A 22,216-nucleotide genomic window follows, 5' to 3' on the forward strand; every position below is an offset into this window, starting at 1 on the left:
TTACACCCTTACACGCCTTTTAAATTCACCCGTCCGGGCTACGGCCGTGCAGTTCAGGTCCCGTTCGTCCGGTCGCAAGCCGGCCATGATCTGCTGGCGTCCGGCAACGGCTGTCTCGCGGAAGGACAGACGCATGGAGCTGCGCAGCGTCGAGGAGCTGATGGACCTGCTGTACGCCTGCCGGGGCGTGCGGGGCGCCCCGGACCGCGCTGGGCCCGGCGTCGACCTGCACGATCACGCGCTGCAGACGGCGGCTCTGCTGCGCCGAAGCCGCCCCGCCGACAAGGAGCTCCAGCTCACCGGGTTGGTCCACCCCATCGGCCACCTTCTGTGCCCCACCGACGCCGCCGGCCGCTCGGAGCGCGCCGCCGACGCCGTACGCCCCCTGCTCGGCCCTCGTGTCTCCCGTCTCGTCGGCCTGCACCCCTGGCTCGGCACACCCGCCGACGACGACCTGCTCAGCCTGCGCCAGGCCGACGAGGACGGCCGGGTCGCCGGGTTCGACGCGGGCGTGCTGGAGGACTGGCGCACGGTCCTGGAACTGGTGGCGGCCCGCACCTCACGTCTCGGGGCTGTCGACTGACGCCCCACCGTGAGACCGTACGGCGATGACGTCGTCGCGCGCGTTACGAGGCAGGGCCGCGGTCGTCACGGGCGGCACGCGGGGCATCGGCCGGGCGGTGGCACGGGCGCTGGCGGACGCCGGGGCACGGGTGTGCGTCAGCGCGCGGGACGCGGACGAGGTGCGGCGGGCCGCCGAGGAGCTGGGCGGGGTGGGCCTGGCCGGCGGCGTCGGGGATCTGGGCCATCCCGAGGAACTGACGGACCTGTGCCTGCGTGAGTTCGGCCGCCTGGACGTCCTGGTCAACAACGCGGCGACCAACCAGCCCTTCGGCCCGCTCATGGACGCCGACCCGATGCTGTGGCGGGAGGCGTTCACGGTGAACGTCGAGGCGCCGCTCCGGCTGGTGCAGTGCGCGTGGCGGGGCTGGATGCGCGAGCACGGCGGTGTGGTCATCAACATCTGCACGGAGGGCGCGACCCACGTGGGCCCCGGCGTGGGCGCCTACGGCACGAGCAAGGCGGCCCTCCTCCACCTCACGCAACAGCTCGCGGGGGAGCTGGGGCCGGGGGTGCGCGTCAACTCCGTCTCCCCCGGACTGGTGCGGACCGAGATGGCCCGCTTCATGTGGGAGCCGAGGGAGGAAGAGATAGCGGCGGGATTGCCCCTGGGCAGGATCGGCGAGCCGGAAAACGTGGCGAGGGCGGTGGTGTGGCTGGCGTCCGACGAGGCGAAGTGGATCACGGGCACGGACCTGGTGGTGGACGGCGGCACGAGAGTACGAGCGGCACGCACCGCAACCTGAAGGGGCGCGGGGGCCGCGTCGATCAGCGGCTCCGCCGCGGGGCACGACCAGCCCCCACGCACGCGCACCCGACCACCGGCGTACACCGCTTCCGCTTACCACTTGCCGGGCGCGTAGTCCTTCAAGAAGACCCCGTACACGTCCTCCCCCGCCTCGCCCCGCACGACCGGGTCGTACACCCGAGCCGCCCCGTCCACCAGGTCGAGCGGTGCGTGGAACCCCTCCTCCGCGAGCCGCAGCTTGTCGTAGTGGGGCCGCTCGTCGGTGATCCACCCGGTGTCGACCGAGGTCATGAGGATGCCGTCGGCCTGGAACATCTCCTGCGCGCTGGTCCGCGTGACCATGTTCATCGCGGCCTTGGCGGCATTCGTGTTGGGGTGCCCCGCGCCCTTGTAGCCGCGGCCGAAGACCCCCTCCATCGCCGAGACGTTCACGACGTACGCCCGCCCGCTCGTCGCGGCACGGGCGGCCTCGGCCATGGCCGGCCGCAGCTTGCTGATCAGGATGAAGGGCGCCGTGTAGTTGCACAGCTGGGTCTCGAGGAGCTCCACCGGGGAGATCTGCTCGATGGTCTGCACCCAGGTGTTGGTGTCGACGACGTCGGGGACCAGGCCGCCCGCGTCGATGGCGGTGCCGTCGAGGTGCCGGGCGACGCTGGCGTTGCCGGCGACGAGGGCGAGATCGGCGACCTGCTGTGCGTCGAGGCCGCTGATGCCGACGGGCAGCGCGGCGAGGCCGTCGACCGCACCGGAGCCGAAGGCGCCGATGACGTGGTGGGCGGGCAGCTCACCGGCGGGCAGCGGAGCGCTCTCGCCGTCGACCAGGGCGGCGTAGGCCGAGGGCAGACGGCGTACGGTCTGCGTCGCGTTGTTGACGAGGATGTCGAGCGGGCCGGCCTCGGCGACCTGGTCGGCGAGGGCCACGGCCTGCGCCGGGTCGCGCAGGTCGATGCCGACGACCTCCAGACGGTGCAGCCAGTCCGCCGAGTCGTCCATGGCCTTGAAACGGCGGATCGCGTCCTTCGGGAAGCGCGTGGTGATCGTCGTGTGCGCGCCGTCGCGCAGCAGCCGGAGCGCGATGTACATGCCGATCTTGGCGCGGCCGCCGGTGAGCAGGGCGCGCTTGCCGGTCAGGTCGGCTCGGGCGTCGCGCTTGGCGCGGTTGAGGTCCGCGCAGTCCGGACACAGCTGGTGGTAGAAGTAGTCGACCTCGACGTACCGGGTCTTGCAGGTGTAGCAGGAGCGGGGGCGCTGGAGTATCCCCGCGACCCTGCCCTCCTCGGTGATCGACGACGGGAGGATGCCCTCGGTCTCGTCGTCGATGCGCTGGGCGGAGCCGGTCGCCGTGGCCTCCGTGACCGCCTTGTCGTGGGCGGTCTTGGCGGCCCGGCGCTCCTGGCGGCGGCGCTGCTTCACGGTGCGGTAGATGCCGGCGGTGGCGCGGCGCACGGCGATCGCGTCGGGGTGGTCGACGTCCAGCTTGTCGAGCTCCTCCAGCACGGAGAGGCAGAGGGCGAGCCGCTCCGGGTCGATGCCGGGCCCGTACACGACCTCGTCCACGACCTCCTCCGTGATCGCCGTCGAGCCGTCCTCTGTCACCGTCATCGCGCTGCCGCTTCCCTGATCACCCGTGCGGCGCTCCGACCGCGCCCGCCTCGAACGGGGAATTTTACGGAGCGCCGGGCCCCTCCTCCAAACCCGTTCCCGTCAAGAGCCGCAGGCCGTGATGAGTGTCTCCACCTCGGCGGTCAGCGCGCGGGCGAACCGGTCGAGGTCGGGGACGGCCTCGGCGTCGGCGACGAGCCCGTAGTGGACGCGTCCGCGGTAGGTCGAGACGGCGACCGCCAGGGCCTGTCCGCGGGCGAGCGGGGCGTACGGGAAGACCTCGGTCACGGGGTTCCCGCCGAGCTTCAGGCCGAGGCTGGGCAGGGGGACGCTGGTGACGAGGATGTCGAACCAGAGCCGGGCGGCCTGGCCGGCCAGCGGACCGCCGAGGCGATGACCGAGGGCCGGGACGTGGTCGGCGAGCAGGGCGACGGCGCCGGCGCCCCGGCCGGGCCCAGCGTCCTTGTTGCGGTTCATGGCGGCGCGGACCGTGCCGAGGCGGCGCAGCGGGTCCGGGTCGTCTACGGGAAGCCGTATCAGGTACCCGGAGAGCCGGTTGCCCTGCGGGTGGGCGGTGCGCGGGCGGCGCTTGGAGACGGGGATGAGGGCGCGGGGGACGACGCCCTCGCTGCCGTCGCCGCGTTCGTCGAGCCAGCGGCGCAGCGCCCCGGCGACGACCGCGATCAGCACGTCGTTGACGGTGCCGCCCTCGGTCTTGCGGATCCGGTGCACGTCGTCGAGGTCGATGACGACGCCCGCGGTGCGACGGGTGCCGGTGGGCCGGGCGGTGAGGGCAGGGGTGGGGCGCATGCCCAGGGTGTGGACGGCGACGGAGGCGCCGATGTCGAGGGCGCGGCCCACGTCGGAGACGGCCCCGCGCAGCAGGCCGGGCAGTCTGCGCACGTCGGGGATGCGCCTGCCGGGCGGCTCGGCGGGGCGGGGCCGGGGCGCCGGCAGATCCATGGGGTCCAGGACGGCCGCGGCCAGCGTCAGGGCGCGCAGTCCGTCGGCGAGGGCGTGGTGGAATTTGAAGAGCACGGCGAAGGAGACGCCGTCCGCGCCCGGCAGCACGTGTGCCTCCCAGGGCGGGCGGCCGCGCTCCAGGGGCCGCTGCATGAGCCGGCCGGCCTCGGTCTGGAAGTCGGCGGCGGGGGCGTGCAGGGTGACGTGGTGGACGGGGTCGAAGTCGGGGTCCGGCTCCCGGGTCGCGCCGCCGAAGGCGAGCGCGCTGCGCAGGTCGAGGGGCCGGCCGGCGTCGAAGGGCCGCCACAGGTCCCGGATCCGCATGCGCAGCCCGGGGACGGCGGCCGCGCGGGCGGCGAGCAGGTCGGCCGCATGCGCTCCCGCGGTGGGCGAGTGCGCCGCGAAGACGCCGAGCGCGCCCAGGTGCATGGGGTGCTCGGCCGACTCCAGGTTCCAGAACGCCAGGTCGAGGGGAGCCAGCAGATCATCAGCAGTCAAGGACTTGCCTCGCAACGACGAAGGGTGAGGCAAGCAGTCAAGCGCGCCCGGGCGATTACGGTCAAGTACGATCAGACTACGTACAGTTAACACGTCATTAAGTTCAGGACACTCGTTGGCCCTTTCCCAGGGCGATCACGCCGTTCTTGGACACCGTGTACAGCTCCGTGTCGCGCTCCGGGTTCACGCCGATGGTCGCACCCGGAGGGACCTCGACGTTCTTGTCCAGGACCGCCCCGCGCACCACCGCGCCCCGCCCGATGTGGACGTTGTCGTGCAGGATCGAGCCCTGGACGACCGCTCCCGGGTCGACCACGACGCCCGGCGACAGGACCGACCGGGTCACCTGCCCGCGGATCAGGCAGCCCGCACTGATGATCGACTCGCTGGCCATGCCGCCCGCGGCGAAGCGGGCCGGGGAGAGCTGGCCCGAATGGGTGTAGATCGGCCAGCTGCGGTTGTACAGGTTGAAGGCGGGACGCTCGGCGATCAGGTCCATATGGGCGTCGTAGTACGCGTCGAGCGTGCCGACGTCCCGCCAGTAGCCCTGGTCGCGGCTGGTCTCGCCGGGGACGTGGTTGCCGCTGAAGTCGTACAGCTGTGCCTCGCCGCGCTCGGTGAGCTGCGGCAGGATCGAGCCGCCCATGTCGTGCACGGAGTTCTCGTCCTCGGCGTCCCGCTGAAGGGCCTCGATGAGGGCCTTCGTGGTGAAGAGGTAGTTGCCCATCGAGGCGAACACGGTGTCCGGGTCGTCGGCGAGGCCGGGCGGATCGGCGGGCTTCTCCAGGAACCGCTCGACCGTCTGACCGTCCGAGGCCGGGGTGATCACCCCGAAGGAGGAGGACTCGCTGCGCGGGACCCGTATCCCGGCGACCGTGACGCCCGCGCCGCTGTCGATGTGCTGGGTGAGCATCTGGCGCGGGTCCATGCGGTACACGTGGTCGGCGCCGAACACGGCCACGTACTCGGGCCGTTCGTCGTAGACCAGGTTCAGCGACTGCAGGATGGCGTCGGCGCTGCCCAGGTACCAGCGCTTGCCGAGCCGCTGCTGGGCCGGGACCGGGGTGACGTAGTTGCCGAGCAGGCTCGACATCCGCCAGGTGGTGGTGATGTGCCGGTCCAGCGAGTGCGACTTGTACTGCGTCAGCACGCAGATGCGCAGGACGTCGGCGTTGACGAGATTGGACAGGACGAAGTCGACGAGCCGGTACGTTCCGCCGAACGTGACGGCTGGTTTGGCGCGGTCCGCGGTCAGCGGCATGAGGCGCTTGCCCTCACCGCCCGCCAGCACGATCCCGAGTACCGAAGGCCCACCACGACGCATGGCCGCTCCCCTCACCCTGGTTGATCCATGACCTTCCCCCGTGCGGGGCCCGCTACGCCTGTTTGAGGATCTCCTCGTACAGGCGGACCGTACGCCGGGCGACGGCGTCCCAGCCGAACTCCCCCACCGCGCGCGCCCGCCCGGCCTCGCCCATGCGGCGCCCGGCCGCCGGATCGCCGAGGATCGCGTCCAGCGCCCGCGCGAGGCCCGCCTCGAAGCCCTCGTCCACGGTGACGAGCGTCCCGGTCACCCCGTCCTCGACGACCTCCGGGATCCCGCCGACCCGGGAGGCCACGACAGGGGTGCCGCAGGCCATCGCCTCCAGGTTGACGATGCCGAGGGGCTCGTACACCGAGGGGCAGACGAACACGGCCGCGTGCGTGAGGAGTTGGATCACCTCGGGGCGCGGCAGCATCTTCGGGATCCAGTGCACCCCGCCCCGGGCCCGGCTCAACTCCGCGAAGAGGTCCCGGAACTCCTGGTCGATCTCCGGGGTGTCGGGCGCTCCCGCACACAGCACGACCTGCGCCGCCGGGTCGATGTCCCGTACGGCGCGCAGCAGATGGGGCACGCCCTTCTGCCGGGTGATGCGGCCGACGAACAGCACGTACGGGCGGTCCGGGTCGAGGCCGATCCGGGTGAGGGCGTCGGTGCCGTGGTCGGGGCGGTAGAGACCGGTGTCGATGCCGTTGTGCACGACGTGGACCCGATCCGGGGCCAGCGTCGGATAACAGGCGAGGATGTCCTCGCGCATCGCGGCGGAGACGGCGATCACCGCGTCGGCGGCCTCCACCGCGGTCCGCTCGGCCCAGCTCGACAGGGCGTAGCCGCCGCCGAGTTGCTCGGCCTTCCAGGGCCGCAGGGGCTCCAGCGAGTGCGCCGTCACCACGTGCGGGACGCCGTACAGCTGCTTGGCGAGATGACCGCCGAGGTTGGCGTACCAGGTGTGGGAGTGGACGAGTTCGCGGCCTTCGAGGGCGGCCGCCATGGCGAGGTCCACGGAGAAGGTGCGCAGCGCGTCGTTGGCGCCGTCGAGCACGGACCAGGGACGGTGGCGCAGCACGCCGTCCGTGCGGCCCTCGCCCCAGCAGTGCACGTCGAGGTCGACCAGCCGCCTCAACTCGCGGGCGAGGAACTCGACATGGACGCCCGCTCCGCCGTACACGTCCGGGGGATACTCCCGGGTCAGCAGTCCCACTCGCACCCGGAACCCCCAGTCTCAGCGGTCGGCTCCCTTCATGGTCACCCAGACGGGGCGCGTGGGGAAGAGCGCGGGGGTCGTGTGAAGCAACAGTCACCGCACAGACCCCCGCCGGGCGCCCGGTAGTACAGGCAGCAGCTGCGGCGGCGGAACGCGGCGCCGGTCGGTGTCCCGGTGTCGGCGAGGAGGGGGTGCGTGAACAGCTCGGCGGTGAGGGCACGCGCGCGTGCGGCGACGTCGGGGCGGCCGTGCGCCCGGGCCCACTGGTCGAGCTGCCGGGCGGTTCCGGCCAGCGCCGATCCGGCGTTGCCCCGCAGCAGGCCCGGCGCCACCGGCCGGCGGGCGCGCAGGGCCGCCGAGAGGGGTTCGAGGTGGCCGACGAGGACGGCCGCGGCAACGGTCGCCGCGGCCCCGGGCAGGGACCGCACCTCCGTCAGCCACAGGTCGTCCGGGGCGCCGGCGTCCGGGTCCCAACGCAGCAGCCCCGGGGCGAGGTCGGGGACGCGCCCGTACAGGACGGCGCAGCCCAGGGTCACCGACCACAGCCGGGCCGCCAGGCCCTGCTGCGCCACGGAGACGGCGATCCGGTCCTCGGGGGCGCGCAGGGCCCGGGCGACCTTTCGGACCCGGAAAGCCAGAGGATCTGCGTAGCCATGCGGATCTCCGTAAACATCCGAGGCGGCGCGATCGGGGGTTTTCGCGTAGGCCCGCGCGAGGGTCGGCAGCGGTCCGGGCGGCTCTCCTGGGTCGCCTCGTAGGGTGCGCAGGACGAAGAAGCCGCCGAGCGGGCGGAGCGCGGCGAGATCGGGGTCGAGGTCCACGAAGTGCAGTAGTACCAAGGCGAGTAGGGGCGGTGATCAGGGGGATCCCTGGTACGTCACCCGCCTGAGGGAGGACGGCGGGCCCGTCGTACTCCATCGGCAGTAGGACTCATTGCGTGCTCAGGGACGACGACGGGAACAGATCGAGAAGGCATCGTGTTGGTTATGAGAGCCGACCGTTCGCCGCGCCGGGCCCCGCGCCCCCGCCTCACGCAGAGGAGCAGCTCATGAGCGCCCTCGCGTTGTCCGTCGTCCTGTCGCTCGTCTCCGCTGTCGCATACGCGGGCGGGGCGATCGTGCAGGAGCGGGTCGCGGTGTCCTCGCCCGCCGAGGAGTACGCCCCGCTGCGCCGGCCGAGCTGGTGGGCCGCGGTCGCGCTGAACGGTCTCGGCGGGCTCCTCCACGTGGTGGCCCTCGCCTACGGCCCCCTCAGCCTGGTCCAGCCGCTCGGCGCGCTGACCATCGTGTTCGCGCTGCCCATGGCCGCCCTGTTCGTCGGCCGCAAGGCCGGGGCGACGGCCTGGCGGGGCGCGATCATGGCGACGGTCGGTCTCGCAGGGCTGCTGTCCCTGGTCGGGGCGGCCGACGCGCAGACGCTGAGCACCGCGCAGCGGGTGACGGTGGCGATGGTCACCGCCGCCGCAGTGGTGACCCTGATGGTCGCCGCGCGGGCCGCGCACCGACACCCGGCCGTGCGCAGCATGCTGCTCGCGACCGCGTCGGGCATCGCGTTCGGCATGTCGTCGGTGTTCACCAAGACCGTCGCCGTCGACTGGAGCGGCGGCGTCACGGCGGCCGACATCCCCACCCTGGCCGTGATCGGCGTACTGGCCACGGCCGGCATGCTGCTCTCGCAGGCCTCCTACCGGGGTGCGGGCCTCGCGGCCCCGCTGGCCACGCTCACGGTCATCAACCCGGTGGTGGCGGCCGCGGTCGGCATCACGATGTTCGGCGAGACCTTCCGCTACGGCACCACGGGCACCGCGCTCGCCCTGAGCTGCGGTGTGGTGGCGGCGGGCGGACTGATCCTGCTCACGACGGAACGCCTGCAGGGCGCCCAGCCGGAGACGGCGAAGACGACAGCGCAGGCGGCAGCCCAGGCGGAGGCGGCTCCGGCCGACCTTCCCGCCCCGCGGGTCCCCGAGCGGATCGAGATCCCGGAACAGCCGGTCGCTTCGCTCCTGGAGGACGTGCGGGAGGACCGGCGGGTATCGGCATCGGCCTCGGCCGGCGACGGGGACCGGTCGGACCCCGACGACGAACGGCCGTGGTACTACACCCCGGTCTACGGAGGACTGCTCGTCCCGATGCCGGCCGTCGACCGGCACCGGGTGCGCGTCAAATCCTGACGCCGCCTGCGCGCAGGTAGGCGACCGGGTCGACGTCCGACCCGAAACCGGGCCCCGTCCGCACCTCGAAGTGCAGATGCGGGCCCGAGCTGTTGCCGGTGGAGCCCGACCGGCCGATGCGCTGGCCGCCGCCGACCGACTGCCCCTCGCGCACGGAGATCGCCGACAGGTGGGCGTACTGCGTGTAGCGGCCGTCGGCGTGCCGGATGACCACCTGGTAGCCGAAGGAACCGCCCCAGCCCGCGCTCACCACGCTCCCCGCCTTGACCGCCTTCACGGACGTGCCGGTGGGCACGGGGAAGTCCACGCCCGTGTGGTAGCCCTTCGACCAGGACGAGCCGGTCGCGTGGTACGGCGTTCCGGTGGCGGCGCTGACGGGCGCGACGAGGGATTGACCGGTCGTCGCCTTGTCGTCGGCGTCCCTGGTCTTGGCGCCCTTGGCCGGCTTGCTCTCCTTGGCGCTCGGGGCTTTGCGGCTCGGAGCCTTGGTGCTCGGGGCCCTGCCCGCGGCGGCCGCCCGCTCGCTCAGGCTGAGCCGCTGGCCCGGCAGGATCAGGTCCGGGTCGCTGCCTATGGTCGTCCGGTTGGCCGCGTACAGCCCCTGCCAGCCGCCCTTGACCTCCTCGGTGTCGGCGATGCCGGAGAGGGTGTCACCGCGGACGACGGTGTACATCTCGGCGGTGCCGGCCCGGGACTGGGGCGTGCTGTGGGGCTGCACGTCATCGAGGGACGTCTTCGCGCCCTTGGCGGAGGACTTGGCGGAGGACTTGGAGGATTTCGTGCCGTGGGCCGGCTTCGCCGAGGAGCCGTTCGGATGGACGTCGGGGGCGTCGCCGCCCCTGCTCAGTCCGGCCTTGCCCGAGCACAGCGGCCAGGCGCCGGGCCCCTGTCCGTCCAGGACCTTCTCGGCCACCGCGATCTGCTGGTCTCTGGTGGCCAGATCCGCACGGGGCGCATACCGCGTGCCGCCGTACGCCGCCCAGGTGGACTGGGTGAACTGCAGCCCGCCGTAGAAGCCGTTGCCGGTGTTGATGTTCCAGTCGTTGGTCGACTCGCACGCGGCGACCTTGTTCCAGGTGTCCACGTCGGCCGCCTGGGCGACTCCGGTGCCGATGAGCGGTATCGCCATGCCGGCGCCGCCCGCCGTGACGGTGAGTGAGGCGCGGTTGATCCTGTTCGGCTGATACCGGCGGTGCCGGCCGCGTACGGCCATGGAGGTCCCCCTCGACGAGCGTCAGGAGGGGCAAAAATAAGGGCCGCGAACTGGCCATGACAAGACGACAACCGGCCGCTCCGACGCGCCCGGAAGCTCGGGGCGCCCCGCCGGGAATCCCGTCACGAAACCCGTCAAGATGGTCCCCAGGACGATACTGACGGGCACACCCCCCGGAGGAGCCAACCGTATGAGCACGACAGCGCAGATCGGTGTCACGGGACTCGCGGTCATGGGCCGCAATCTCGCCCGCAACTTCGCACGCAACGGCTACACGGTCGCGTTGCACAACCGCACGGTGGCACGGACGCACGCCCTGGTCGAGGAGTTCGGCCACGAGGGCGAGTTCGTCGCCGCCGAGACCGCCAAGGAGTTCGTGGCGGCCCTGGAGCGGCCCCGCCGCCTGGTCGTCATGGTGAAGGCCGGTGAGCCGACCGACGCGGTGATCCGGGAGTTCGCCCCGCTGCTCGAACCCGGCGACATGATCATCGACGGCGGCAACGCGCACTTCGCCGACACCCGCCGCCGCGAGCGCGAACTGCGCGAGCAGGGCATCCACTTCGTCGGCGCGGGCATCTCCGGCGGAGAGGAGGGCGCCCTGCACGGCCCGAGCATCATGCCGGGCGGCTCCCCGGAGTCGTACGAGTCGCTGGGCCCGATGCTGGAGAAGATCTCCGCGAAGGCGGCGGACGGAACGCCCTGTGTCACCCACGTCGGCCCGGACGGCGCCGGCCACTTCGTGAAGATGGTCCACAACGGCATCGAGTACGCCGACATGCAACTGATCGGCGAGGCCTACCAGTTGCTGCGCGACGTCGCCGGGTACGAACCCGCGCAGATCGCGGACATCTTCCGCACCTGGAACACGGGCCGCCTCGACTCCTACCTGATCGAGATCACCGCCGAGGTGCTGTCCCACGTGGACGCGGCGACGGACAAGCCCTTCGTGGACGTGGTGGTCGACCAGGCCGAGCAGAAGGGCACCGGCCGCTGGACGGTCCAGATCGCCCTCGACCTGGGCGTGCCGGTGTCGGGCATCGCGGAGGCCGTCTTCGCCCGGTCGCTGTCGGGGCACGCGGCGCTGCGCGAGGCCTCGCGCGACCTGGCGGGGCCGAAGGCGTCGGCGCTGGGCGAGGCGGAGGCGCAGGCCTTCGCCGACCGCGTGGAACAGGCCCTGTACGCCTCGAAGATCGTGTCGTACACGCAGGGCTTCCACGAGATCGCCGCGGGCAGCGAGGAGTACGGCTGGGACATCGACCTCGGCGCCGTCTCCGCGATCTGGCGCGGCGGCTGCATCATCCGCGCCGCCTTCCTCGACCGGATCCGCGCCGCCTACGACGCCCGGCCGGACCTGCCGAGCCTGCTGTCGGACGAGACCTTCGCCTCGGAGATCGCGGCCGCGCAGGACCCCTGGCGCGAGGTGCTGGTGTCCGCGACGCTCCAGGGCGTGCCGACGCCCGGGTTCGCGGCGGCGCTCGCCTACTACGACGCGCTGCGCGCGGAGCGGTTGCCCGCGGCGCTCACGCAGGGGCAGCGGGACTTCTTCGGGGCCCACACGTACCGGAGGGTGGACCAGGAGGGCGCGTTCCACACCCTGTGGGGCGGCGACCGGTCGGAGGTGACGGCCTGACCTGAGCCGCCCCCGCCGGTGGAGGACGCCGAGGACCCCGTCACCGTTCCCGTGACGGGGTTCACCGTGAAATGCCCCCGATCCCCCGGCTCCCCCCGCTCCCCCGCGCTGCCCGAGGCCGATGGCCGACCGGCCTGCTCAGGTGAGCGGCGGCCCCGGTTCCGGGCTCGGGACCGGTTCGGGGCCCGGCGGGATCGGGGACGGGGACGGCTCCGGCGGCGGGCCGGGCTGCGGAGTCGGCGTGGGGGACGGCGGCTCCGGGGAAGGCGGGGGCTGTGGGGTCGGCACCGGGCTCGGGTACGGGTCCGGTGGCCCGGGGACGGGTCCGGGCGGGACCGGGTCGGGCTGCGGGTTCGTCATGGTGTCCTCCGGGCAGTCGAGAAGCTCGGCTCTGGACTACTCCCCCGCGTACCCGACTCCGCCCCGGACACTCACCCGGGTGGGCTCACCCGGCCAGCGCGGCCCGTGCGCCCCGTGCGGCCCGGGCGCCCGCGGCGAGGCCCGGCCGGGGGCTGGACAGCACCGGTACGGCCGTGCGGACGAGGTGCTGGGCCGGGGCCATGGAGCCCTGGGCCAGCACGATCGAGTCGGCGTCGGCGACCCTGTCGGCCGCGTCCGCGACCAGGCGGGCGCACGCCTGGGTGTCTCCCGCCGCGAAGCGGTCCCAGGCGCCTTCGACCAGCAGCGTGCGGATCGTGACGGGGCGCCCGGCGCGCCGGGCCTCCTCCTCGATCAGCCCGACGGTCGGGGCGAAGGTGCTCTCCACCGTCGCCAGGACGACGACGCGTTCCCCGGCAGCCACCGCCGCGGCGGCCATCGGACGGTCGCCGCGCACGACGGGGACGCCGGTCACGCAGGCTGCCGCCTCGGCGACCGCGCCGATGGTCGAGCAGGTGCACAGCACGGCCCGGGCCCCTTCCGCGGCGGCACGGGACAAGGCGGTCCGCACGTCGTCCGCGACCGCCTCGGGACCCAGCTCACGCGCACGCGCGAGCAGTGACTCGTCGACGAAGTGCCGCAGTTCCAGGCCGGGGTGGTCCTCGTCGCGCAGCGCCTCGAAGACCGGCACATGGAGGGGCGAGGTGTGCAGCAGCGCCAGTGTCACCGCTCAGAAGCGCCCGGGGTGCGCACGCAGCCAGTCCTTGGCGGCGCTCAGCAGCTCGGGGTCCGCCGCCGGAACCTCCTCGGGGTGGCGGGCGGCCCACTTCACGACGTACGGGCAGAGCGGGGCGACGGGGACGCCCTCGCGCGCGGAGACGGCGTACAGCCGGCGCGCCAGCGAGCCCGCGATGCCCTTGCCCTCGTGGGCCGGCTCGACGATGGTGTGCACCGGGACCAGGGCGGGTGCGGGCGACTCCAGGACGAAGTACTCGATGCGGCCCACCACTTCACCGCCGTCGCCGAGGGCCTCCAGACGGCCCGCCGCCCGGTCGTCGCGGATCTCGATGTCGCTCATGGGCACTCCCGGTGCGATGGGTGCGATGCCTGCTTCGGTCAGACCGACACGGCCTGCGGGCTGCGCTCCTGGTCGGAGCCCGGTACCGGCTCCGAGGGGTCGGCCCCGAGGGCCACGATCCGGTTGTCGCGGTCCACGTGCACGACCCGTGGCTCCAGAGCCCGCGCCTCGGCGTCGGTCACCTGAGCGTAACTGATGATGATCACCAGATCGCCGGGGTGCACGAGATGGGCGGCGGCACCGTTGATCCCGACGACGCCCGAGCCCCGCTCCCCCTCGATGACGTACGTCTCCAGCCGTGCCCCGTTGGTGATGTCGACGATGTGAACGAGCTCGCCCGGCAACAGATCGGCGGCGTCCAGCAGCTCGGCGTCGATGGTCACCGATCCCACGTAGTGCAGGTCGGCCTGGGTGACGGTGGCACGGTGGATCTTGGACTTGAACAGAGTACGCAGCACTTTGGACTCCTGGAAGACGGCTCCCTGCCAGCTTTTGCAGGTCAGAGGCACCGGTCACTGTACATCGGCATGCCTTCGGCGCGGTCGCAGTAGCTGCAGATGCCCACGCACTCTTCACCGCCGTCAGTGACGTGAGCCCTTCGCCCCATGGGGCCGCTCCGATGAACGCCGGTCCGCCGGGGCCGAGGGTGACCGGATACAGTGCGCGAGACGGCACCCGGTCAGGGAGGGGAAGCGTGACCGACACCAGCAGCACCCGACCCGCCGAGGGTGAAGCGCAGGCCCCACGGCGGAGCCGACTGCACCGCCTGATGCGCTTCATCCCCCTGATAGCCCCCTTCCTGCTGTGGGCCGCGCCGTGCTGGGTGCTCCTGTACACCGGCCAGCACTGGCCGCTGCCCGTCACGCTGGCCGGCACCGCCCTGTTCGTCCTGGGCCTCGTCGGTATGCCGCTCGCGATGGTGCGCGGCCACGGCCGACGCCAGCAGGACCGGGCGGCGATCATCGGTGACACCCTGCTGGGCGCCAGCTGGGTGCTGTTCACCTGGTCCGTTCTGCTCGGCGTCCTGTTGCGGCCGGCCCTGACCGTGGTCGACGTCGGCGAGAGTCTGGACCGGGCCCGGATCGTCACGTGGGCCGTCCTCGGCGTAAGCGCTGTACTGCTGGCCTGGGGGTACGTCGAGGCGCGCCGCGTGCCACGCGTGCGCCGTATCGAGGTGCGACTCCCGCGACTGGGTGCCGGGTTGGACGGCACCCGCGTCGTCCTCATCACCGACACCCACTACGGCCCGCTCGATCGCGCCCGCTGGTCAGCGCGAGTGTGCGAGAGGGTGAACGCTCTGGAAGCCGACCTGGTCTGCCACACCGGTGACATCGCGGACGGCACGGCCGAACGCCGCCGCGCCCAGGCCACACCACTCGGTACCGTGCGGGCCACCCGGGCCCGGGTCTACGTCACCGGCAACCACGAGTACTACAGCGAGGCCCAGGGCTGGGTCGATCTGATGGACGAGCTGGGCTGGGAGCCGCTGCGCAACCGCCATCTGCTGCTCGAACGCGGCGGTGACACTCTCGTGGTCGCCGGCGTGGATGACGTCACCGCCGAGTCCTCCGGCCTGGTAGGCCACCGCGCCCACCTCGCCGGAGCCTTGCACGGCGCCGACCCCGACCTGCCCGTCCTACTCTTGGCCCACCAGCCGAAGTTCATCGACCGGGCGGCAGCCGCCGGCATCGACCTCCAGCTCTCCGGCCACACCCACGGCGGGCAGATCTGGCCCTTCCACCACCTGGTCCGCCTCGACCAGCCCGCCGTCGCCGGCCTCAGCCACCACGGCACCCGCACCCTCCTCTACACCAGCCGCGGCACCGGATTCTGGGGCCCGCCGTTCCGCGTCTTCGCCCCCAGCGAGATCACCCTGCTCGTGCTCCGCTCCCCACAACGGTCCACCACGCCATAGCACTAGGCGGGCCAGCACAAGGGACTTGTGGCCCATCCATTCCGCCACGACAGTGCTTCTGCACACGGCGGCGTTCCATCGGTTGCGTGTAGTAGCCGCTTGGGCAGCGCAGGAGATAGCCATCCTGTGTGCGGTGTCGTGCCTCTCCTGGTACCGCTCCATCGCCTCCCGCACCGAGCGCGGCAGGGTGCGACGGGCGCCCTGCGGGACCACGCCGCTGCTCGCCGCGCGGCCCCGCGGCGCGTCCGCCGTTCAGGCGTCGTGCTTGCCGAGGAAGTCCGTGATGAGTTGCAGCCACTCGTCGGCCCGTTCCAGCATCGGCAGGTTGGTCGGCGAGGTCGTCGAGCGACAGCGGGGCCGTCGAACGCGGCGTTCCACCGCTGCCGGGACAGTCGACGCCGACGACGGTACGCCACCGGCACCGGGTCCGAGGTGGTGTGCCGTCGCGGACCCGGTGGCGCACTCGTCAGTCGATCAGCCGGTCTTCTCGCCGCCCTCGGCCAGGATCCTGTCGCGTACGCCGGCGAGGGCTCCCGCCAGCGCGCCCGCAGGCCTGCCGAAGGCGGAGGCCGAGAACTGGGCCGGGCCCGTCTTGGCGGTGAAAGAGTGCGGGTACGCGAACTCCCGCAGTCCTTCCTCGCCCTGCTTGCGCCCGTAACCGCTGTCACCGCGACCGCCGAAGGGCACCGCGGGATTCATGGAGAACACCAAGGCATCGTTGATGCTGGTCATTCCCACCCGGAGGCGACGGGCGATGGCTTCCCCGCGGTCACGGCTGAAGACGGCGCTGCCCAGTCCGTACCGCCCTGCGTTGATGTGAGCGATGGCCTCCTCGGCGTCGGCGACCTTGATGACGGCCAGCGTGGGCCCGAACGTCTCGTCCGTCGCCGCGCGGGACTCGGGGCTCACACCGACGAGGACGGTCGGCGCGACATAGTGGTCGCCGACCGCGTCGAGGCCACCGACCGTGGCCGTCGCGCCGCGCTCGAGAGCATCCTGGATGTGCTCCCGGATGATCGGAATCTGAGTGGGCAGGGGAACCGGCCCGATCTCCGCGCCTTCGTCGCTGCCGACGCGTACCTGCCGGGCGAGGTCGCTGATCTTCTCGACGAACTCGTCGTGAACCGACTCGACGACGTAGGCCACTTCGAGGCTGATGCAGCCGTGGCCGGTGTTCTGCATGGCGCCCCAGACGACATGCCTGGCGGCTTCGTCCAGGTCGGCGTCCTCGGCGACGACGACGCCGTCCTTGCCCCCGAGTTCCAGCAGAACGGGGGTCAGGGTCTGCGCGCACTGGGCGGCCACCGTCTTGCCCGTGGCGACGCTGCCGGTGAACGCGAGCTTGTCCAGGCCGGCCTCGATGAGCGCTGCGCCGGTGGCACCGTACCCGTTCAGGTTCTGCAGGACGGCCGGAAGGTCCGTTATTTCGCCACCTCGGCCGCCCACGATCTTCTGCGCCGGACGTGCCGCTCTCGCCGCCTGATCACCAGGCCTTCTTTTCCTTTGTCCGATCCCCCCGTAAGGAGCGCCTGATGTCCGACTCCCCGAACCTCGCCCTCATCCGCCGGGTGTACGAATCCCGGATGGCGCCGGAAGTGACCAGTGAGGTCATGGCGCCGGACCTCGTCTGGGACATCACCCCCGGCTTCCCCAACAGCGGCGTCTACCACGGCTGGGACGACGTGGCGAAGAACTTCTTCGGCACCCCGATGCCGAACGTCGCATCCTTCGGCGCGGTGCCCGAGGAGTTCTACGCGGACGACGAGGGCCACGTCTTCGCGTTCGGCCACTACCACGCCGAGACGAAGACCGGGACCAAGGCCGACGTCCGGTTCATCCACCTGTGGACCGTCCGCGACGGCAAGGCCGTCAGCATGCGGCAGGCCGCCGACAGCCACGTCCTCCAGGAAGCCCTCAAGGGCTGAGAGCAACCCCCAAGGAGACCCACCCATGGCGAAGATCCTCTTCGTGATCACCGCGTCCGACCACTGGACGCTGGCCGACGGAACCCGCCAGCCGGCCGGCTTCTGGGCCGAGGAAGCAATCGGCCCCTACCAGGTCTTCAAGGAGGCCGGACACGAGATCGCGGCGGCGACGCCCGGCGGCGTGCCGCCCACGGCCGACGCCCTCAGCCTCACCCCGGACTTCAACGGGGGCGAGGAAGGCGCCGAGCGCATGCGCATCGCCCTGCACGAGGCGACCGAACTGGCGCACCCGATGCGCATCGAGGACGTGAACATCGACGACTACGTGGCCGTCTTCTACCCCGGCGGCTGGGGCCCGATGGAAGACCTGCCCGACAACGCCGCCTCCGGCAAGCTGCTCACCGAGTGGCTCGCCTCCGGCAAGCCGGTGTCCCTGGTGTGCCACGGCCCCGCGGCACTGCTGGCCACCATCGGCCCCGACGGCACGTCCCCGTTCACCGGCTACCGCCTGACCGGCCTCTCCAACACCGAGGAGAAGCAGAACGGTCTCGCGGACCGCGCGAAGTGGCTGCTACAGGACCGCCTCGTCAACGAACTCGGCGCGGACTACCGGGAGACCGATCCGTTCGCCCCGCACGTGGTGGCCGACCGCACCCTGTACACCGGCCAGAACCCGGGCTCGGCCGTCCCCCTGGCCCACGAGCTCGTCAAGGCACTGAGCTGACAGCTGCGCTGTGTGCTCTCTCGGCGGCCCGGTACGCACCCCGAGCCGTCGAGCCTTTCCACCCCAGATGCAGCGCATGTCGCCAGGACGTTCCCGGCCGAACAGGCCGCCGCGGCACAGCGGCGGCGGCCCTCAACGTCACCTCACGGCTGTGGCCGGACGTCGTACGGCGTCCGGCCACACACGCGCGGAATCACGCAGCGAACGCGTTCACGCCCGTCAGCTCCGCCGACAGCTCCCACCGTCACGCTGCCCCGTCCCGGTCAAGCTGTCGCGTCGGGGGCCGGCGTGTGCGGGTCCGCGGTCCACGACGCCAGGAAGAGCAGCCCGTCATGGGACGGGCTCCCGGGAGGGGCGGTCGCGATCAGCAGCTTCTGTGCGGGGTCGGCTTTGCAGGTCAGGCTGTCCCAGTCGAGGGTGAGGTCGCCGACGACCGGGTGGCGCAGCCGCTTGGTGCCCATCCGCAGGCCGGTCATCTGGCGGCCTGCCCACCACTGCCGGAAGTCGGCGTCGACCACCGACAACTCGCCGACGAGCACGGCCAGCCCGGGGTCGCCGGGATGCCTGGCGGCCTCCAGGCGCAGGTGAGCGACGCAGGCTCGGGCGTTCGTCCTCCAGTCGAGGCAGAGCTCCCGGAAGGCTGGGTCGGTGAAGAGCAGCCGGGCGTAGTTGCGTTGCTTCTCGGGGACCCGGTCGAAGTCGGTGAGCAGCGCGGCCGCCAGCGGGTTCCAGGCGAGGATGTCCAGGCGCCGCCCCAGGACGATTGCGGGGGTCGTTGTCAGCTCGTCCAGGATGCGTCTGAGCTGCGGATGAGCCTTCTGCACCGGTCGCCGGCGCGGTTCACGCCCGCCGCTCGCGGCCAGCTCGAAGAGGTGGTCGCGCTGCTCGTCGTCGAGGTGCAGGACACGGGCGAGCGCGCCGAGCATCGACCTCGGCACAGGGGCACGCCCCTGCTCCAGCCGCGCGTAGGAGTGGGTGCTGATCCCGACGAGTTGGGCGACCTCCTCGCGACGCAGCCCCGGCACCCGACGGGGCGCCCCGGAATCGGGCAGACCCACGGTTCGCGGGCTGAGTTGGGCCCGGCACACCTTGAGGAATTCTCCCAGTTCAGGCGAATGTTCTTTGGTGTACATAGCAGCCAGTGTCGCAGCAATGCGCTGAAAAGTGAGGGGGAGAGTTTTCTCCCAGGGTCTGGCAATCACTTGCATTTCCCGAGTCGGCCGGACCGAATCAGACCGAGGCGAGCGCCCGTAGCCGGTCGTACGACGCCGTGCCGGGCTCCGCCGTCCAGACGACGAGTTCCTGATCGGGATCGGCGCTGCCGGTGAAGGTGTCCCAGTCGAGGACGAGTTCGCCGACGACGGGGTGGTGGAACCTCTTCGCGCCCAACTTGTGCAAGGGCATGTAACGGCTTCCCCACCACTGACCGAAGTCCTTGTCCTGTATGGAGAGTTCGCCGACCAGGCTGGTCAGCCGCGGATCGTCCGGGTGTTTCGCGGCCGTCATGCGCAGATGGGCCACGCAGCCTCGCGCGACGGCCCGCCAGTCCGCGTACAGCGTCCGCATGGACGGGTCGGTGAAAAGGATACGGGCGCAGTTGCGCTGGTCTTCGGGCACCTTCGCGAAGTCGGTGAGCAGCGCGGCCGCGACCGGATTCCACGCCAGGATGTCCATGCGGCGGCCGATCACCACACCGGGACTCACGGTGAGATCGTCGAGCAGTCGGAGCAACTGGGGTTGAGCCTTCTGCGTACCCGGTACGCGCTGTCGCGCCATCCGTCGGCCGGCCAGCTCGAACAGGTGGTCACGCTGGTGATCATCCAAATGCAGGGCATGCGCGAGAGAGGCCAGCACGGTCGCGGACGGCTGGATCCGGCCCTGCTCCAGCCGCGTGTAGTAGTCGGAGCTGATGGCGGCGAGCAGGGCGACCTCCTCCCTGCGCAGGCCGGGCACACGCCGACCACCGGTGTCGGGCAGGCCGACGGTGCGCGGGCTCAACTCGGCCCTCCGCACCTTGAGGAATTCTCCCAGCTCGTTCAGATGCGCGTCGCTGGTCATGTCGGCCAGTTTCGCACCGTCCGGTCTCCGGTAGGGGGGTAAGGATTGTTCCCCTGGATAAGTGATTCCCCGGATGGAATTCTACCCTTTGCAGGTTCCCGCGAAGGGGGCAGGGTCGATGGCGAGTTCGGCGCCCGGAATCGTCCTGGCAGAGGATTCACGCGAAAAGGCGGTACGGCCGGCCCCCGGGCCGGATTCCTTTCGGGCAGCCTGAATCCCCCCACCCACGCGCAAGGAGCACCACCCCATGTCCGAACGGAAGAAGTTCGCGCCGCCGGCCATCCAGGAGTTCGCCCCCAAGCTCGCGGAGGTGACCGACACCGTCCTGTTCGGCGACATCTGGGAGCGGCCGGGCCTGTCCCCGCGCGACCGGAGTCTGGTCACCGTCACCGCTCTCGCCGCCCTGTACCGGACCGACCAGCTCGGCTTCCACCTCGGCAAGGCGCTGGAGAACGGCGTCACCAAGGACGAGCTGATCGAGGCCCTCACCCATCTGGCCTTCTACGCCGGATGGCCGAACGCCATGACAGCGATGACCCAGCTCAAGGAAATCGTGGAGAAGTCCGACCAGTCCGGCTGACGCCTCTCCGCCCGTACCCGCCCCTGACACCACGACAGACACGACGAGAGCTGGGAAGGCACCATGCGAGCAACCATCATTCACGCACCGGGTGACATCCGTGTGGAGAACGCCCCCGAGCCGAAGATCACGGCTTCGACGGACGCGGTCATCCGCACCGTCGCCGCCTGTGTGTGCGGCTCCGACCTGTGGAGCTACCGGGGTGTCCTGCCGGTCGCCGAGCCGCAGCCGATCGGCCACGAATACGTCGGCATCGTCGAGGAGGTCGGCAGCGACGTCTCCGGCGTGCGGCCGGGCCAGTTCGTCATCGGTTCGTTCGTCGCCTCCGACAACACCTGTCCGATCTGCCAGGCCGGCTACCACACCTCATGCCGGCAGGCGCAGTGGGTCAGCGGCGCCCAGGCCGAGTACGTCCGCGTCCCCCTCGCCGACGGCACCCTGGTCGCCACCGCGGACCAACCGTCCGAGGAGCTGGTCCCGAGCCTGCTCACCCTGTCCGACGTCATGGGCACCGGCTGGTACGCCGCCAAGGCCGCCGAGGTCGAACCCGGTTCGACCGCCGTCGTCGTCGGTGACGGCGCGGTGGGCCTGTGCGGGGTCATCGCCGCCAAGGAACTGGGCGCCGAGCGGATCATCGCCATGAGCCGGCACGAGTCCCGGCAGAGGCTGGCCCTGGAGTTCGGCGCCGCCGACATCGTCACCGAGCGTGGCGACGAAGGCGTCGCCCGCGTCAAGGAACTGACCAACGGCATCGGCGCCGACTCGGTGCTCGAGTGCGTCGGCACGCAGGAGTCGATGCACCAGGGCCTGCAGTCCGCTCGCCCGGGCGGCAACGTCGGCTTCGTCGGCTTTCCGCACGGCACGCGGATCGACGGCCAGGAGCTCTTCTTCTCGCACGTCGGTCTGCGCGGTGGCCCCGCCCCCGTGCGCGCCTACCTTCCCGACCTGATCGACCGCGTCCTCAGCGGCCGTATCAACCCGGGCAGGGTCTTCGACCTCGCCCTGCCCCTGGACGAGGCGGCCGAAGGCTACAAGGCCATGGACGAGCGCCGCGCCGTCAAGACGCTGCTGCGTCCCTGACCTGGAGCGCCGACACCACCGGGCGGCAGCGGCCGTCCGACCGTCGCAGCCGCCGAACGGAACGGACCGCAGCCATGACCAGCGAGGCGATCACCACCGTCGAGGCGTACCTCGAGGCCCTCGGCGCGCGCGACATGGAGCGCGTCCTCTCCCACTTCGCGCCTGACGCGACCTGGACGATTCCGGGCGATCCGGCCCTGACCCCCTGGGCCGGGAGCCGCACCGGTCCAGAAGAGATCCGGCAGTCCCTCACCGCGTTCTTCGCCGCCGTCGAGCCGCTGGCATTCGAGCTGGGGACCATGGTGGAGGCCGACGGGCGGGTCCTGGCACCGGGACGGTACGCCTCCCGGTTCCATCCCTCGGGACACGTCCTCGAAAGCGAGATGATCCTGCGCTTCACCGTCGCCGACGGCCTGATCAGCGACTACCGCGTCTTCGAGGACTCACTCGGAATCACCCGCACCCACCTCGGTGAGCCGCTCGCCCTTCCCGCGATCAAGAGATGAGA

Annotated in this window: 23 protein-coding genes; 10 read left to right on the forward strand and 13 right to left on the reverse strand. The window is 71.7% G+C overall.

What is annotated here, in order from left to right; genetic code table 11:
- Window positions 1-133: 133 nt before the first annotated feature.
- Window positions 134-583 carry a hypothetical protein gene (locus ACIBAF_RS06685; protein ID WP_399462023.1) on the forward strand — a complete coding sequence of 150 codons (450 nt, stop codon included), beginning with the start codon at window positions 134-136 and terminating at the stop codon, window positions 581-583.
- 25 nt (window positions 584-608) lie between these two features.
- Window positions 609-1,367, forward strand: coding sequence for an SDR family oxidoreductase (locus tag ACIBAF_RS06690; protein ID WP_399462025.1), 759 nt, complete (start codon window positions 609-611; stop codon window positions 1,365-1,367).
- 95 nt (window positions 1,368-1,462) lie between these two features.
- Here ACIBAF_RS06690 and ACIBAF_RS06695 read toward each other — a convergent pair whose 3' ends face one another.
- The 5 genes from ACIBAF_RS06695 to ACIBAF_RS06715 form a co-directional block, all read right to left on the reverse strand.
- Window positions 1,463-2,971: an SDR family NAD(P)-dependent oxidoreductase gene (locus ACIBAF_RS06695; RefSeq protein WP_399462027.1), complete on the reverse strand. Its 1,509-nt coding sequence runs from the start codon at window positions 2,969-2,971 to the stop codon at window positions 1,463-1,465.
- A 102-nt stretch (window positions 2,972-3,073) separates the two neighbouring features.
- Window positions 3,074-4,432, reverse strand: coding sequence for a wax ester/triacylglycerol synthase family O-acyltransferase (locus ACIBAF_RS06700; RefSeq protein WP_399462028.1), 1,359 nt, complete (start codon window positions 4,430-4,432; stop codon window positions 3,074-3,076).
- A 103-nt stretch (window positions 4,433-4,535) separates the two neighbouring features.
- On the reverse strand, window positions 4,536-5,756 hold the full coding sequence (glgC, locus tag ACIBAF_RS06705; RefSeq protein WP_399462029.1) for a glucose-1-phosphate adenylyltransferase: 1,221 nt from the start codon (window positions 5,754-5,756) through the stop codon (window positions 4,536-4,538).
- Window positions 5,757-5,808: 52 nt separating this feature from the next.
- The gene (glgA, locus tag ACIBAF_RS06710; protein WP_399462030.1) at window positions 5,809-6,960 is read right to left on the reverse strand and encodes a glycogen synthase; all 1,152 of its coding nucleotides are present in this window, start codon (window positions 6,958-6,960) and stop codon (window positions 5,809-5,811) included.
- A gap of 38 nt (window positions 6,961-6,998) precedes the next feature.
- Window positions 6,999-7,796 (reverse strand): (2Fe-2S)-binding protein, encoded by a 798-nt coding sequence (locus tag ACIBAF_RS06715; RefSeq protein WP_399462032.1) that lies wholly within the window; start codon window positions 7,794-7,796, stop codon window positions 6,999-7,001.
- A 209-nt stretch (window positions 7,797-8,005) separates the two neighbouring features.
- On the opposite strand from ACIBAF_RS06715, the gene ACIBAF_RS06720 reads away from it, so the two are divergent.
- The gene (locus ACIBAF_RS06720) at window positions 8,006-9,127 is read left to right on the forward strand and encodes a DMT family transporter (RefSeq protein ID WP_399462033.1); all 1,122 of its coding nucleotides are present in this window, start codon (window positions 8,006-8,008) and stop codon (window positions 9,125-9,127) included.
- On the opposite strand, the gene ACIBAF_RS06725 is transcribed toward ACIBAF_RS06720, so the two are convergent.
- Entirely contained in the window at window positions 9,117-10,340 is a 1,224-nt protein-coding gene (locus ACIBAF_RS06725) for a transglycosylase family protein (RefSeq protein ID WP_399462034.1), read from the reverse strand. The two genes, ACIBAF_RS06720 and ACIBAF_RS06725, sit on opposite strands and share 11 nt — an antisense overlap.
- Before the next feature lie 190 nt (window positions 10,341-10,530).
- Here ACIBAF_RS06725 and gndA point away from each other — a divergent pair, with 190 nt between their 5' ends.
- Window positions 10,531-11,970 (forward strand): NADP-dependent phosphogluconate dehydrogenase, encoded by a 1,440-nt coding sequence (gndA, locus tag ACIBAF_RS06730; RefSeq protein ID WP_399462035.1) that lies wholly within the window; start codon window positions 10,531-10,533, stop codon window positions 11,968-11,970.
- Between the two features lie 445 nt (window positions 11,971-12,415).
- On the opposite strand, the gene ACIBAF_RS06735 is transcribed toward gndA, so the two are convergent.
- Genes ACIBAF_RS06735 through panD form a run of 3 tightly spaced genes read right to left on the reverse strand, consistent with a single transcriptional unit; the run spans window position 12,416 to window position 13,884 of the window.
- Window positions 12,416-13,075, reverse strand: coding sequence for an aspartate/glutamate racemase family protein (locus tag ACIBAF_RS06735; RefSeq protein ID WP_399462036.1), 660 nt, complete (start codon window positions 13,073-13,075; stop codon window positions 12,416-12,418).
- Window positions 13,076-13,078: 3 nt separating this feature from the next.
- On the reverse strand, window positions 13,079-13,426 hold the full coding sequence (locus tag ACIBAF_RS06740; RefSeq protein ID WP_399462037.1) for a GNAT family N-acetyltransferase: 348 nt from the start codon (window positions 13,424-13,426) through the stop codon (window positions 13,079-13,081).
- A gap of 38 nt (window positions 13,427-13,464) precedes the next feature.
- Complete coding sequence (gene panD / locus ACIBAF_RS06745) at window positions 13,465-13,884, reverse strand: aspartate 1-decarboxylase (RefSeq protein ID WP_399462038.1); 420 nt, start codon at window positions 13,882-13,884, stop codon at window positions 13,465-13,467.
- A gap of 236 nt (window positions 13,885-14,120) precedes the next feature.
- Between panD and ACIBAF_RS06750 the strand changes: the two genes are divergently transcribed.
- Window positions 14,121-15,341 carry a metallophosphoesterase gene (locus ACIBAF_RS06750; protein ID WP_399462039.1) on the forward strand — a complete coding sequence of 407 codons (1,221 nt, stop codon included), beginning with the start codon at window positions 14,121-14,123 and terminating at the stop codon, window positions 15,339-15,341.
- A 252-nt stretch (window positions 15,342-15,593) separates the two neighbouring features.
- Here ACIBAF_RS06750 and ACIBAF_RS06755 read toward each other — a convergent pair whose 3' ends face one another.
- Both ACIBAF_RS06755 and ACIBAF_RS06760 read right to left on the reverse strand, forming a co-directional pair.
- Complete coding sequence (locus tag ACIBAF_RS06755) at window positions 15,594-15,719, reverse strand: hypothetical protein (protein ID WP_399462040.1); 126 nt, start codon at window positions 15,717-15,719, stop codon at window positions 15,594-15,596.
- A 96-nt stretch (window positions 15,720-15,815) separates the two neighbouring features.
- The gene (locus tag ACIBAF_RS06760; RefSeq protein ID WP_399462041.1) at window positions 15,816-16,787 is read right to left on the reverse strand and encodes an aldehyde dehydrogenase family protein; all 972 of its coding nucleotides are present in this window, start codon (window positions 16,785-16,787) and stop codon (window positions 15,816-15,818) included.
- An 86-nt stretch (window positions 16,788-16,873) separates the two neighbouring features.
- Here ACIBAF_RS06760 and ACIBAF_RS06765 point away from each other — a divergent pair, with 86 nt between their 5' ends.
- Window positions 16,874-17,266 carry a nuclear transport factor 2 family protein gene (locus ACIBAF_RS06765; protein ID WP_399462042.1) on the forward strand — a complete coding sequence of 131 codons (393 nt, stop codon included), beginning with the start codon at window positions 16,874-16,876 and terminating at the stop codon, window positions 17,264-17,266.
- 25 nt (window positions 17,267-17,291) lie between these two features.
- On the forward strand, window positions 17,292-17,990 hold the full coding sequence (locus ACIBAF_RS06770; protein WP_399462043.1) for a type 1 glutamine amidotransferase domain-containing protein: 699 nt from the start codon (window positions 17,292-17,294) through the stop codon (window positions 17,988-17,990).
- A 263-nt stretch (window positions 17,991-18,253) separates the two neighbouring features.
- On the opposite strand, the gene ACIBAF_RS06775 is transcribed toward ACIBAF_RS06770, so the two are convergent.
- Both ACIBAF_RS06775 and ACIBAF_RS06780 read right to left on the reverse strand, forming a co-directional pair.
- Window positions 18,254-19,123, reverse strand: a complete 870-nt coding sequence (locus ACIBAF_RS06775; protein ID WP_399462044.1) for a helix-turn-helix transcriptional regulator — start codon at window positions 19,121-19,123, stop codon at window positions 18,254-18,256.
- 97 nt (window positions 19,124-19,220) lie between these two features.
- Window positions 19,221-20,048, reverse strand: a complete 828-nt coding sequence (locus ACIBAF_RS06780; RefSeq protein WP_399462045.1) for a helix-turn-helix domain-containing protein — start codon at window positions 20,046-20,048, stop codon at window positions 19,221-19,223.
- A gap of 247 nt (window positions 20,049-20,295) precedes the next feature.
- Here ACIBAF_RS06780 and ACIBAF_RS06785 point away from each other — a divergent pair, with 247 nt between their 5' ends.
- The 3 genes from ACIBAF_RS06785 (at window position 20,296) to ACIBAF_RS06795 (ending at window position 22,214) form a co-directional block, all read left to right on the forward strand.
- Window positions 20,296-20,628, forward strand: coding sequence for a carboxymuconolactone decarboxylase family protein (locus tag ACIBAF_RS06785; RefSeq protein WP_399462046.1), 333 nt, complete (start codon window positions 20,296-20,298; stop codon window positions 20,626-20,628).
- Between the two features lie 63 nt (window positions 20,629-20,691).
- Window positions 20,692-21,708 carry a zinc-dependent alcohol dehydrogenase family protein gene (locus tag ACIBAF_RS06790; protein ID WP_399462047.1) on the forward strand — a complete coding sequence of 339 codons (1,017 nt, stop codon included), beginning with the start codon at window positions 20,692-20,694 and terminating at the stop codon, window positions 21,706-21,708.
- A 74-nt stretch (window positions 21,709-21,782) separates the two neighbouring features.
- A complete protein-coding gene (locus ACIBAF_RS06795; protein ID WP_399462048.1) occupies window positions 21,783-22,214 on the forward strand; it encodes a nuclear transport factor 2 family protein in 432 nt (143 codons plus the stop codon).
- Window positions 22,215-22,216 lie beyond the last annotated feature (2 nt).

Origin of the sequence: Streptomyces sp. NPDC051677, assembly GCF_044453465.1 — a bacterium.
Lineage (GTDB): Bacteria > Actinomycetota > Actinomycetes > Streptomycetales > Streptomycetaceae > Streptomyces.

What these genes read in the sequence shown, in the direction of transcription:
- ACIBAF_RS06685 (WP_399462023.1), top strand. Translation starts at nt 134, where the DNA reads ATGGAGCTGCGCAGCGTCGAGGAGCTGATGGACCTGCTGTACGCCTGC.
- ACIBAF_RS06690 (WP_399462025.1), top strand. Translation starts at nt 609, where the DNA reads ATGACGTCGTCGCGCGCGTTACGAGGCAGGGCCGCGGTCGTCACGGGC.
- ACIBAF_RS06695 (WP_399462027.1), bottom strand. Translation starts at nt 2,971, where the DNA reads ATGACGGTGACAGAGGACGGCTCGACGGCGATCACGGAGGAGGTCGTG.
- glgC (WP_399462029.1), bottom strand. Translation starts at nt 5,756, where the DNA reads ATGCGTCGTGGTGGGCCTTCGGTACTCGGGATCGTGCTGGCGGGCGGT.
- ACIBAF_RS06720 (WP_399462033.1), top strand. Translation starts at nt 8,006, where the DNA reads ATGAGCGCCCTCGCGTTGTCCGTCGTCCTGTCGCTCGTCTCCGCTGTC.
- ACIBAF_RS06725 (WP_399462034.1), bottom strand. Translation starts at nt 10,340, where the DNA reads ATGGCCGTACGCGGCCGGCACCGCCGGTATCAGCCGAACAGGATCAAC.
- gndA (WP_399462035.1), top strand. Translation starts at nt 10,531, where the DNA reads ATGAGCACGACAGCGCAGATCGGTGTCACGGGACTCGCGGTCATGGGC.
- ACIBAF_RS06740 (WP_399462037.1), bottom strand. Translation starts at nt 13,426, where the DNA reads ATGAGCGACATCGAGATCCGCGACGACCGGGCGGCGGGCCGTCTGGAG.
- ACIBAF_RS06765 (WP_399462042.1), top strand. Translation starts at nt 16,874, where the DNA reads ATGTCCGACTCCCCGAACCTCGCCCTCATCCGCCGGGTGTACGAATCC.
- ACIBAF_RS06770 (WP_399462043.1), top strand. Translation starts at nt 17,292, where the DNA reads ATGGCGAAGATCCTCTTCGTGATCACCGCGTCCGACCACTGGACGCTG.
- ACIBAF_RS06775 (WP_399462044.1), bottom strand. Translation starts at nt 19,123, where the DNA reads ATGTACACCAAAGAACATTCGCCTGAACTGGGAGAATTCCTCAAGGTG.
- ACIBAF_RS06780 (WP_399462045.1), bottom strand. Translation starts at nt 20,048, where the DNA reads ATGACCAGCGACGCGCATCTGAACGAGCTGGGAGAATTCCTCAAGGTG.
- ACIBAF_RS06785 (WP_399462046.1), top strand. Translation starts at nt 20,296, where the DNA reads ATGTCCGAACGGAAGAAGTTCGCGCCGCCGGCCATCCAGGAGTTCGCC.
- ACIBAF_RS06790 (WP_399462047.1), top strand. Translation starts at nt 20,692, where the DNA reads ATGCGAGCAACCATCATTCACGCACCGGGTGACATCCGTGTGGAGAAC.
- ACIBAF_RS06795 (WP_399462048.1), top strand. Translation starts at nt 21,783, where the DNA reads ATGACCAGCGAGGCGATCACCACCGTCGAGGCGTACCTCGAGGCCCTC.